Here is a 12,057-nt window from a genome sequence, read left to right on the forward strand (position 1 = left end):
CTATAGATAATATTCTGAACCAAAAGAAAAGGGGCTGATGATTCATCAGCCCCTTGTGCATTCTATAGCTATAACAAATTGTGTTAGATGCCGTACTGAGCGCGGTACGCTTTCACTGCTTCAAGGTGCGCTGCATCAGTGCCCTTCTCTTCAAGGAAAGTCACTAAGTCAGTCAGGCTAACGATCGAGATAATCGCACAACCAAAGTCACGTTCTACTTCTTGAATCGCAGATAGCTCGCCTTTACCTTTCTCTTGGCGGTCAATCGCAACAAGAACGCCCGCTAGATCAGCACCATTCGCTTGGATGATTTCCATCGATTCACGAATTGCAGTACCTGCAGTGATTACGTCGTCCACCAGCATGATGCGACCTTCCAGTGCGCTACCGACTAGGTTGCCACCTTCACCGTGGTCTTTTGCTTCTTTGCGGTTAAAGCAGTAAGGCGTGTCTACATCGTGGTGATCGGCCAGTGCAACAGCTGTTGTCGTTGCGATTGGGATACCTTTGTATGCAGGGCCAAACAGTACATCAAATTCAATACCAGAATCCGCCAGTGCTGCTGCGTAGAAACGACCCAAGCGCGCTAAGTCACGGCCTGTGTTAAACAATCCAGCATTGAAGAAGTAAGGGCTCTTACGGCCAGACTTTAAAGTAAACTCACCAAACTTAAGTACTTCTTTCTCTAGTGCAAATTCAATAAATTCACGTTGATATGCTTTCATGCTCATCCTCTATGTTTACTCAATAAAACTTAACTTACGCTCTGTACCACCCTTTCAGGTTTTACAGACAAAAAAATAGCCCCCAAATTGGGAGCTATTAAAATTGATTATTCTGCCAACGCCGACTTCTGCGCTTCAACAATATCGGCAATGCCCTTATTCGCCAGCGCTAAAAGCTTCATCAGCTCTTCGTGGCTGAACGGTTCGCCTTCTGCAGTACCTTGAATCTCAATCATCTTACCGTCTTCCGTCATTACAACGTTCATATCGGTATCGGCTGCTGAGTCTTCAACATACTCAAGGTCACACAGTGCTTCTGCACCAACGATACCCACTGAAACAGCCGCTACGTGGCCCTTCATTGGGTTCTTTTTCAACTTACCACTGTCTAGTAGGCTCTTGATTGCATCAGCCATTGCTACGCTTGCACCAGAGATAGACGCAGTACGTGTGCCACCGTCTGCTTGAATAACATCACAATCAACAGTGATCATGATTTCACCCATCGCTTTAAGATCCACAACAGCACGTAGGCTACGAGCGATCAGACGTTGGATTTCCATCGTGCGACCACCTTGCTTACCGCTCGCCGCTTCACGACGGTTACGAGTGTGCGTTGCTCGTGGCAGCATGCCGTATTCAGCCGTTACCCAACCCTTTCCTTGACCTTTCAACCAACGCGGTACGTTTTCTTCTACCGTCGCATTACATAGAACTTTAGTGTTGCCGAACTCAACTAATACAGAACCCTCAGCATAAGCTGTGTAGTTACGAGTAATTTTAATTGGACGAATTTGATCTACAGCGCGGTCATTTGGACGCATTGGTATCTACCTTATTAACAGTCTGAAGTGATTTACTATCGAAAGCGTGCATCACCTAAGAAAGGGGTGAGACATATTTGGTTGGGGCGAGATTATATAGCAGTTTACTGCGCAAAGCTATTTACCATTCGAAGACGCTGTTCAAGAAAAGTAATTCCTTAGCGAAAGTGATGAGCTTCGGCTGTCACCCGTATCGTGATACTATGCGTGCGCGTTATTTTCAGAATGATAAAAGACAGGAAAATTCGATGATTTATAGTATGACCGCGTACGCACGCAAAGAAGTAAAAGGCGATTGGGGCAGCGCAGTATGGGAAATCCGTAGTGTAAACCAACGCTACCTAGAAACTTACTTCCGTATGCCTGAACAGTTCCGTGGTTTAGAGCCAATCCTACGCGAGCGTTTCCGTAAGCGCCTAGCACGCGGCAAAGTAGAATGTAACCTACGCTTTGAAGCTAACCCAGCAGCAAAAGGCGAGCTAAGCATCAACGAAGGTTTAGCGCAGCAAGTCATTAATGCGGCGAACCAAGTGATGACCATGACAGGTGAAGAGAGCCGTCTTAACCCATTCCAAGTCATGAACTGGCCTGGTGTGATGGAAACACCTGAGCAAGACATGGATGCGATCAACAAAGACCTGCTAGCAGCGTTCAACGATGCGATTGCAGAGTTCATTGATGCTCGTGCTCGTGAAGGAGAGAACATGAAGGCGCTAATCGTACAGCGCTTAGATGCGATCACTGAAGAAGTGGTAAAAGTACGTGCACGCATGCCTGAAATCCTAGAGTGGCAACGTGAGCGTCTGCTTAACAAATTTGAAGAAGCGAAGATTGAGCTTGAAGGTTCTCGCGTTGAGCAAGAGCTAATCCTACTCGCACAGAAGTCAGACGTAGCCGAAGAGCTAGACCGCCTAGACTCTCACGTGAAAGAAGCCAATGCAGTATTGAAGAAAGGCGGCGCATGTGGCCGTAAACTGGACTTCATGATGCAAGAGTTCAACCGTGAATCAAACACGCTAGCGTCTAAGTCTATCAGCACTGACATCACTGCATCAGGCGTAGAGCTGAAAGTTCTTATCGAACAGATGCGTGAACAGATTCAGAATATCGAATAAACCAACGCTGAGTTAATACAAGTAGCCCCTGTATCGAAAGATGCAGGGGCTTTTCTTTATTTTAGTAATAAAGGACCATCAACATTGATGCTCAGGTAAGTCTTTGGTTTTGTATAAATTGGCAATGTCGTGATTCTTGTCGCGATGCTTAGCTTCATCTTCTCTTATACGGAAAAGTACATCTAAGAATGTCGCGTCCTCAGGTAGGCCGTAATAAGTCATCGCAATTCTCGGCGCAGGATGATTGGGTAGACTACCCTCTTCAATTTTGGCGATATACTCTGAGTAACTGTTGCAAGCTTCCTCTTCAAAGTAACCGACAATCCGATGTGCGGTTTTAGAAGAAGCTAAGTAAATCACGCTATAGATAATTAAGAAGAGGAATTGTAATAACATCACTAAGATGCGCTCTATGATGGACGGCTTGGTAACGGTTAAGAAGATCATCAAGTGCATCCGTTCATTGTCCGCTTCGTCCAGGAGCTCTTTGATCCAACCACCGTCATCTTTCATGCGACGCAATGCTTTAAGGTGATTAAATACCCCCGCGACCATGCCCGGAACAGCCGCAATGGTCTCCAATAACATTGCTCGTTTGGCTAAATGTTTCCCATAAAACAGATTAAGCGTTTTTTTTAGAAGTCGAGTCACGACAAGTGCAACCTTTTCGGAAAGAACTTCCGGTTGATAGTGGGTACTTTCAAAATGCATAGCGTGTTCCTTAATATGAGTCTAATACTCACCAATCAACATTCATGCCAGAAAACAAAGCCTTATATTTCAAGGAAAAGCCAGGCAAAAGAGTCATTAAGACACTTAAATCGGCCAAATCAATAAAACACTTAAATGTCTTTTTGACACTTCAAAGGTAGTAAAAAGCCCAGCGACATGGCTGGGCTTTAAATGATTTGTCAGTCGACGGTTTACTCGTCCGGTTGCTTGGTTCGAAGATCGACATACGGCCAATAGTGATGCCCAACTCGAATCAACAAGGTAGCGGCAGCTAAGATAAACGCGGCTAAAGATAACCAAACAATGAGAACCGCATCCAGCTCCTTCATCCCAAGTGTTATGTAACGAGCAATCGCCATAATCGCGATATAGATAGGGTAACGTACCGGAATCTTACCGTTCATCACAAATTGTTGGACCATAGCCAACACTTCTAAATAGATGAACATCAGAAGAATATCGGTCAGCCGAACTTGTCGCTCAACAAACAAATGCATGAACTCTTCAACCATCGCAAACACGGTAGCGAGAGTAATCGCCACCAACAGTACCGCTTCAAGAGTATGAAAGACTTTCAAGAAAGGCTTACTAAAAGATTTAGGTAAATGAGAAGGCATTGTCACTCTGCAAAAAAATTAATCCAATCTCTACAATAGCATGCCTCAATATAAGCCGCTCCTTCTCTAGCGGAGAAACCATCAATTACACACCTTATGTGGAGACAGAAGATACAAAAATGGCCCCACATTCACTGTAGAGCCATCTATTCATTCTTCGTTTCAACTTAAATCGCCGATTTGCCCTAAAGCAGAATCAGGTAAGTTAGAAACACTACACACAGACCGTAGATTAGCGGGGGAACTTCTTTACCCTTACCCGCGACAACCATAGTGAATGCGTAGCTGATAAAGCCCATCGCCATGCCGTTTGCAGGTGAGAAACTTAGTACCGTGAACATAATGGTGAAGAAAGCTGCGATGCGTGACTCTTTCTTCTCCCAATTAATCTGGCCAAGGCGGCCCACCATGTAGATACCAACTACGACCATCGCCGGCGCAACCATAGCCGCCGAGAAAATAGAGAAGATTGGGTACAGGAATAGCGAGATTAGGAACAAGCCTGCAACCATCACTGCCGCCAAACCTGTCTTCGCACCTTGAGAAGAGGCAATGCCAGACTCAGAGAAAGCCGTAATCGATGTGGTACCAAGAATCGAACCAATCACAGTACCACCCGCATCTGCCACTAGAGCAGACTTTGCATTTGGCACCTTACCGTCTTTATCGATGATACCCGCATCACGACCAACACCAACAATCGTGCTCAAGCCATCAAAGAAATCAACAATCAAGAAAATAAGTACGATGAATAATAGGTCGAACATTTTCTCAGCAGTAAACGCAGAGAAGTCGAAGATCGCTCCGAAGCTGCCTGCCATACTTGGTGGCATCGCCACTAGCTGCTCTGGGATTGGCGCATTTGATGTACCCATGAACACATCAGCCAGGATTGTCAGTGCAATCGCTGACACGAATGAGATAAAGGTCGCCAGCTTGATGTCACGAACCATACAGCCCAGGGCAATAAAGATACTGATGTAAGCGATGAGCACTTGTGGGTCTGAGATATCTCCTAAACCAACCAATACAAACGGATTCGAAACGATGATGCCCGCGTTCTTAAGTCCCAAGAAAGCGATGAACAAACCGAGCGATACCGTAATCGCCAACTTTAAGTCCTCAGGGATCGATTCAATCATCGATTTACGAATATTGGTCAGTGAGAACGCGAGGTACAAAATACCAGAGAGGAAGATACCAAATAGCGCTTCATTCCAAAGCACGGCAACAGAACCACTCAATAGCAGGCCTTTGAAAAAGCCATTCATGCTCATGCCCGGCGCTAGCATCACAGGGTAGTTGCCCCAAATGCCCATAATTAACGTCGAGATAGCCGCAGCCAAAGCCGTTGCAGTAAATACCGCCCCTTTATCCATGCCCGGGATACCGCCAAGAATTGCTGGGTTAACCGCCAGAATGTAGCTCATTGCCAAGAAAGTAATGAAACCAGCGTACAACTCAGTGCCAATCGTGGTCTTTCTTTCAGTGATTTTAAACATTGAATCAAGCGAACCAGAGGTGTTCTGGGCTTTCAGGGTGGAATCGGTACTCACAACAAAACCTTTGCAATAAATTAAGAATTTGGGGATTCAAATGCTGTGAGAATAGAGAAGTCTCTACACTAAAAACTGTAGTCACCAAGATAGGCTTGGTAGTAGAAACGTCTAGACCTTTTTACTAGACATATACAGCATTTAATCGTTTGCGCGAATTGTAAGGATTGAGATTAAAACTTCAATAAATTTTGTATAGATCACATAAAAAACTGCAGCTGATGAGTGATTACATTTCTAGAATGATCTTTGAAAGGATCATTCGCTAATAAATAACGATCAAGCCAGTTGTTCTCAATCACCTAAATATGCTACTCTTCGCCTCCATTTTTCTGACCTAATTTTCACCAATTGTCGTTATATACGTGCAATTACCGGAACGCAGTTAAGGTCAGTGCTATCTTTTATAGTGTCGGTTTATCGCCTTCACTCAATCCAACCAACAGTGGAAATATACAGATGGGCAAAGGTACTCTTTACATCGTATCTGCACCTAGTGGCGCAGGTAAGTCGAGCTTGATCTCAGCAATGCTAGAAACCAATCCAACCTACGCAATGAAGGTATCTGTTTCACACACCACTCGCGGTATGCGCCCTGGTGAAGAAAATGGTGTTCACTACCACTTTGTAGAGAAGCATCACTTCGAAGACCTCATCAAGAAGAATGAATTCCTAGAGTACGCTGAAGTATTCGGCAACTACTATGGTACTTCACGCGTTTGGATTGAAGAAAACCTAGACCGCGGTATCGATGTATTCCTAGATATCGACTGGCAAGGTGCTCGTCAGATCCGTGAACAGATGCCTCAAGCGAAGAGTGTATTCATTCTTCCACCATCAAATGGTGAGCTAGAGCGTCGCCTAAACGTTCGTGGTCAAGACAGCGAAGAAGTTATTGCGAAACGCATGAACGAAGCGAAGTCAGAAATCTCTCATTATAATGAGTATGACTACGTGATCGTGAATGATGACTTTGATGCAGCCCTAATGGACTTCAGAGCTATCATTCGTGCGGAACGCTTAAAAGAAGATAAGCAAGCAGCAAAATACAGCGGCATGCTTACTGCATTACTGGCGGAATAATTTAGCAAGGCTAGATTTTCCATTGAGATAAGTATACGGTGATCTAGAAAGTCTCTAGTTAAACTTGTATACTTTCTCGTCATCAAAAATTTATTAGTTAATTACTATTTGGAGTCCTCATGGCACGCGTAACTGTTCAAGACGCTGTTGAAAAAGTTGGCAACCGTTTCGACCTAGTTCTTATTGCGGCTCGCCGCGCACGTCAAATGCAAACTGGCGGTAAAGATTCACTAGTGCCTGAAGAAAACGATAAGCCAACGGTTATCGCTCTTCGCGAAATCGAAGAAGGTCTTATCACTAAAGACGTACTAGATGCTCGTGAACGTCAAGAGCAACAAGAGCAAGAAGCGGCTGAACTTGCAGCAGTAAGCAGCATCGCTCACTCTCGTTAAGAACGTCATTCGAACTAATTAACCTTCCGGGCCTTTAATTTGTATCTATTCGATAGCCTCAAAGACGTTGCCCAAGAATACCTAACAGAGCCTCAAATTGAGGCTCTGCGTCAATCTTATGTGGTAGCGAGAGACGCCCATGAAGGGCAAACCCGCTCAAGCGGTGAACCATACATTATCCACCCTGTAGCTGTTTCAAGAATCTTGGCAGAAATGCGACTGGATATCGAAACTCTACAAGCTGCTCTACTTCATGATGTGATTGAAGACTGTGATGTCACTAAAGAAGATCTAGAGGAAAAGTTTGGCAATACCGTTGCTGAATTGGTAGATGGTGTATCTAAGCTGGATAAGCTTAAATTTCGTGATCGCAAAGAAGCGCAAGCAGAGAACTTCCGTAAGATGGTTCTCGCCATGGTGCAAGACATCCGCGTTATCTTGATCAAATTAGCTGACCGTACTCACAACATGCGTACGCTTGGGGCACTTCGTCCTGACAAAAAGCGTCGTATTGCTCGTGAAACCCTAGAAATCTATTCTCCACTAGCTCACCGTCTTGGTATTCATAACATCAAGACCGAACTAGAAGAGCTGGGCTTCGAAGCCCTCTACCCTAACCGTTATCGCGTACTGAAAAACGTAGTGAAAGCTGCGCGTGGTAACCGTAAGGAAATGATTCAACGTATCCATAGCGAAATCGAAGGTCGCCTTGAAGAGGTTGGTCTACCTGCTCGCGTGCTTGGTCGTGAAAAGAACCTGTTCTCCATCTATAACAAGATGAAAACTAAAGAGCAGCGCTTCCACACCATTATGGACATCTACGCTTTCCGCGTGGTGGTTGATACCCCAGATACTTGTTATCGCGCATTGGGTCAGGCACACAGCCTGTACAAGCCTCGTCCTGGCCGCATGAAAGATTACATCGCGGTACCAAAAGCCAACGGCTACCAATCTCTGCATACATCAATGATTGGCCCTCACGGGGTACCAGTTGAAGTTCAGATCCGTACTGAAGATATGGATCAAATGGCAGATAAAGGTGTCGCGGCGCACTGGTCATACAAAGGCAATGGCTCACGCAGCAGTAATGGCACTACCGCACAGGTTAAAGCACAGCGTTGGATGCAGAGCTTACTTGAGCTACAACAAAGCGCAGGTAACTCATTCGAATTCATTGAAAACGTTAAGTCTGATCTGTTCCCAGATGAGATCTTCGTGTTCACGCCGAAGGGTCGCATTGTCGAACTTCCTGCTGGCGCAACAGCGGTCGATTTTGCTTACGCGGTACATACCGATGTCGGCAACATGTGTGTCGGTGCTCGTGTAGACATGAGCCCTTACCCACTCAGCAAATCGCTGAAGAACGGTCAAACCATTGAGATCATCAGTGCTCCCGGCGCACGTCCGAATGCAGCATGGCTCAACTATGTGGTGACATCACGTGCGCGTACTAAGATTCGTCAGGTTCTGAAGACTATGCGCCGTGAAGAGTCGATTACCTTAGGTCGTCGTCTACTGAACCACGCACTTGGCGAACACTCGATTGGTGATATCGGCCAAGAAAACGTTGAACATGTATTGTCAGATCTTCGTCTCGACAATATCGAAGACTTGCTGGCATCGATTGGTCTTGGTGAGCTAATGAGTATCGTGATTGCTCGTCGTTTACTGGGCGATGCTGACGAACTGACTGAAGTGGAAAACAACAGCGGGATACCAAGGAAGAAACTTCCGATCCGTGGTGCTGAAGGATTATTGCTGACGTTCGCCAACTGTTGTCACCCGATTCCAGATGATCACATCATTGCCCATGTATCTCCAGGTCGTGGTCTTGTGGTTCACCGTGAAACGTGTCCAAACGTTCGTGGCTACCAAAAAGAACCAGACAAGTATATGGCGGTGGAATGGTCTGACGATTACGACCAAGAATTCACAGCTGAACTTCAGGTTGATCTGCAGAACCACCAAGGTGCACTGGCTGAGTTAACTAACGTTATCTCGAAAACAGGCTCAAACATTCACGGTATTTCGACCGAAGAGCGTGATGGACGCTTGTACACAGTGACAATCTTGCTGACTACTAAAGATCGTGTTCACCTTGCGAGCATTATGAAGAAGCTACGTGTGATGCCACACGCGCTCAAAGTAAGACGCCGTAAGAACTAGCTAATAGAGCAGATGAGGGATTCGAGATGGCGAGATGCGAAGAGCAAAAGACTTCGTGACTCACTATCTTGGCTCCACATCTGATTTAGTTTTTTGAATATCGATAGATAAAGCGATAAGGCAGATGAGAGATACGAGTCTCGAGATGCGAAGAGCAAAAGCTTTTCACCACTCAACTTTTCGTATTTCGAGTCTGCTTTAGTTTTTTATAGCGCCCTATTACTCTCATATCCCATTTACATACACCCCGCACTCGCTCTTAGTCTTTTCGAATCTCGTTTACCCGCATCCCGAATCTGCTCTTATCTCTTCGTATCTCGTTTACTCGCATCCCGTATCTGCTTCTAAGCTTTATCCTGTACAAAAATCCAGTAAAATGCTTGAATAGATCATCACTCTTACGTTTATGAGCCTTGTTATGTCACAGCTTTTATCTGCTATCCCTCTCAACTCTTTATCTGGAGTCGGCGCCAAAGTCGCAGAGAAACTGGAAAAGGTTGGGCTTAGCAATGTACAAGACCTACTGTTTCATCTGCCATTACGTTATGAAGATAGAACGCGAATCTATCCGATCATCAAACTGCACGCTGGAATCTGGGCCGCTGTCCAAGGCAAGGTGATGAGTGTGGATACCATTTTCGGTAAACGTAAGATGTTGGCGGTAAAGATCAGTGATGGTAATGGCACCATTACACTGCGCTTTTTCAACTTCACCGCCGGTATGAAGAACAACTTTGCCGAGGGCAAGCAAGTCCATGCTTATGGTGAAATCAAGCGTGGTAATATGGGACTTGAGATCGTCCATCCGGATTACAAATTCTTTGCTCCAAGACAGAAACCAGACGTGGAAGCGAACCTGACTCCGGTGTACCCAACCACTGAAGGACTGAGACAAGTCACGCTGCGTAACCTGACCGACCAAGCATTAGAACTGATCGACAAAGCAGCCGTCAATGAACTGCTACCGTCGGGTTTGTACGACCACCAAATCACTCTCGCACAAGCACTGCATACCATTCACAGACCGCCTCCGGGCATCGACCTAGAGTTGTTTGATGAAGGTAAACACCCAGCACAGCTGCGCTTGATTATGGAAGAGCTACTGGCTCAAAACCTATCGATGCTGTCGGTCCGCAGTAAAGGACAGCAAGACAAAGCGATGCCGCTTCCTCCAGTGAATACACTCAAAGATAAGCTACTGGCTCAGCTGCCATTCTCGCCAACCAATGCTCAAGCACGCGTAACCCAAGAGATTGAAACTGACTTAGAAAAGCCACACCCAATGATGCGCTTAGTGCAAGGGGATGTAGGTTCAGGTAAAACCTTGGTTGCTGCACTAGCGGCTGTTCGCGCACTGGAACATGGCCAGCAAGTAGCACTGATGGCACCAACGGAACTATTGGCTGAGCAGCACGCGATCAATTTCGCCAACTGGTTTGAAGCCATGGGCATTCAAGTCGGTTGGTTGGCAGGCAAACTCAAAGGCAAAGCTCGTGAGACTGAGCTGGCGCGAATTGCCAGCGGCGAAGCGCAAATGGTGGTCGGTACTCATGCCCTATTCCAAGAACACGTCGAGTTCAAAAACCTTGGCTTAGTCATCATTGATGAGCAACACCGATTCGGTGTCCACCAGCGACTAGAGCTACGTGAGAAAGGCGCTAAGCAAGGCTACTATCCTCACCAGTTAGTGATGACAGCAACGCCAATTCCACGAACATTGGCAATGACGACCTACGCCGATCTCGAAACCTCAATCATTGATGAATTACCACCGGGTCGAACGCCCATTCAAACTGTGGCAATTCCAGATACCAAGCGTGATGACATCGTCGAACGCGTGCGTAATGCCTGCCTCAATGAGGGTAAGCAAGCCTATTGGGTGTGCACACTGATTGATGAGTCTGAAGTATTGGAAGCGCAAGCTGCTGCAGACACCGCAGAAGAGCTGCAACGAAAACTGCCTGATGTGAAAATTGGTTTAGTACACGGCCGAATGAAACCTGCCGAAAAACAAGCAGTGATGCAGGAGTTCAAAGAAAACAAACTGCACCTATTGGTTGCGACTACGGTGATTGAAGTGGGTGTGGATGTTCCGAATTCGAGCTTAATGATCATCGAGAACCCAGAGCGTCTTGGCCTAGCTCAACTTCACCAATTACGCGGTCGTGTTGGCCGTGGTTCGGTCGCAAGCCACTGTGTACTACTGTATCACTCTCCGCTATCAAAAACCGCTCAGAAGCGCTTAGGGGTGCTACGTGAAAGTAACGATGGCTTTGTGATTGCTCAGCGAGACTTAGAGATCCGTGGCCCTGGTGAGCTGCTTGGTACTAAACAAACAGGCTTGGCTGATTTCAAGATTGCCGACTTAGTACGAGACCAACGTTTAATCCCCGAAGTGCAGCGTATCGCACGCCATATTCATGACAGCTATCCCGATAACGCTAAGGCGATCATCAATCGCTGGCTAGGTGAACGTGATGTGTATTCGAAGGCTTGATAGCCCCAGATATTCAAGCCTACAAAGTAAAAAGGCTTCCACAAGGACTGTCTCTTGATCACAAGTCTGGTTAATCAAGAGACTTGGCGAGTTCATACCCTTCAAGGATGGTTTGTAACCTAAGCCATCCTTGCCATAACGTCTTTATAGAAGCGCGACCTGTTCGCTTGGTATTCTTCCAACCACCTAACCGAGCAATACCGTTGTAAGCCCATGATATATTAGGCGCTTCTTTCGGTAGTTTTTTGCTCTCCAACTTGAGCCACATTAACTTCCACGCTTTGCCTTTTAATACCTGCTCACAACTGCTCTTAGATAACTCGTCTGATTCATTCATAAACCTCAACTGG

Annotated in this window: 11 protein-coding genes and 1 riboswitch; of the genes, 5 read left to right on the forward strand and 6 right to left on the reverse strand. The window is 46.0% G+C overall.

The features are described from left to right. Positions 1-83: 83 nt before the first annotated feature. Positions 84-725 carry an orotate phosphoribosyltransferase gene (pyrE, locus tag JC606_RS03945; RefSeq protein ID WP_004741430.1) on the reverse strand — a complete coding sequence of 214 codons (642 nt, stop codon included), beginning with the start codon at positions 723-725 and terminating at the stop codon, positions 84-86. Positions 726-832: 107 nt separating this feature from the next. Continuing rightward, the gene (gene rph, locus JC606_RS03950; protein WP_004741431.1) at positions 833-1,549 is read right to left on the reverse strand and encodes a ribonuclease PH; all 717 of its coding nucleotides are present in this window, start codon (positions 1,547-1,549) and stop codon (positions 833-835) included. 248 nt (positions 1,550-1,797) lie between these two features. Between rph and JC606_RS03955 the strand changes: the two genes are divergently transcribed. Then, positions 1,798-2,664 (forward strand): YicC/YloC family endoribonuclease, encoded by an 867-nt coding sequence (locus tag JC606_RS03955; protein ID WP_061033127.1) that lies wholly within the window; start codon positions 1,798-1,800, stop codon positions 2,662-2,664. 78 nt (positions 2,665-2,742) lie between these two features. Here the strand turns inward: JC606_RS03955 and JC606_RS03960 are convergent, their stop codons facing one another. The 3 genes from JC606_RS03960 to JC606_RS03970 form a co-directional block, all read right to left on the reverse strand. Further along, positions 2,743-3,375 (reverse strand): alternative oxidase, encoded by a 633-nt coding sequence (locus JC606_RS03960; RefSeq protein WP_063525479.1) that lies wholly within the window; start codon positions 3,373-3,375, stop codon positions 2,743-2,745. A gap of 212 nt (positions 3,376-3,587) precedes the next feature. Further along, the gene (locus JC606_RS03965; protein WP_063525624.1) at positions 3,588-4,013 is read right to left on the reverse strand and encodes a phosphate-starvation-inducible protein PsiE; all 426 of its coding nucleotides are present in this window, start codon (positions 4,011-4,013) and stop codon (positions 3,588-3,590) included. A 185-nt stretch (positions 4,014-4,198) separates the two neighbouring features. Beyond that, positions 4,199-5,569, reverse strand: a complete 1,371-nt coding sequence (locus JC606_RS03970; protein ID WP_198778054.1) for an NCS2 family permease — start codon at positions 5,567-5,569, stop codon at positions 4,199-4,201. 58 nt (positions 5,570-5,627) lie between these two features. Then, a riboswitch (purine riboswitch) is annotated at positions 5,628-5,727 on the reverse strand. A gap of 301 nt (positions 5,728-6,028) precedes the next feature. On the opposite strand from JC606_RS03970, the gene gmk reads away from it, so the two are divergent. The 4 genes from gmk to recG all read left to right on the forward strand — a co-directional run bounded on the left by gmk (position 6,029) and on the right by recG (position 11,707). After that, the gene (gene gmk, locus JC606_RS03975) at positions 6,029-6,652 is read left to right on the forward strand and encodes a guanylate kinase (RefSeq protein ID WP_004741436.1); all 624 of its coding nucleotides are present in this window, start codon (positions 6,029-6,031) and stop codon (positions 6,650-6,652) included. Positions 6,653-6,771: 119 nt separating this feature from the next. Further along, positions 6,772-7,044 (forward strand): DNA-directed RNA polymerase subunit omega, encoded by a 273-nt coding sequence (gene rpoZ, locus JC606_RS03980; protein WP_004741437.1) that lies wholly within the window; start codon positions 6,772-6,774, stop codon positions 7,042-7,044. A gap of 39 nt (positions 7,045-7,083) precedes the next feature. After that, the gene (gene spoT / locus JC606_RS03985; RefSeq protein ID WP_063525476.1) at positions 7,084-9,210 is read left to right on the forward strand and encodes a bifunctional GTP diphosphokinase/guanosine-3',5'-bis pyrophosphate 3'-pyrophosphohydrolase; all 2,127 of its coding nucleotides are present in this window, start codon (positions 7,084-7,086) and stop codon (positions 9,208-9,210) included. A 418-nt stretch (positions 9,211-9,628) separates the two neighbouring features. Next, positions 9,629-11,707 (forward strand): ATP-dependent DNA helicase RecG, encoded by a 2,079-nt coding sequence (gene recG, locus JC606_RS03990; RefSeq protein WP_198778055.1) that lies wholly within the window; start codon positions 9,629-9,631, stop codon positions 11,705-11,707. 70 nt (positions 11,708-11,777) lie between these two features. On the opposite strand, the gene JC606_RS03995 is transcribed toward recG, so the two are convergent. Then, positions 11,778-12,057 (reverse strand): IS4 family transposase (locus tag JC606_RS03995; protein WP_269819889.1); only part of this gene is annotated, 280 nt, incomplete at its 5' end.

Origin of the sequence: Vibrio sp. IB15, from assembly GCF_016406055.1 — a bacterium.
GTDB lineage: Bacteria > Pseudomonadota > Gammaproteobacteria > Enterobacterales > Vibrionaceae > Vibrio > Vibrio chagasii.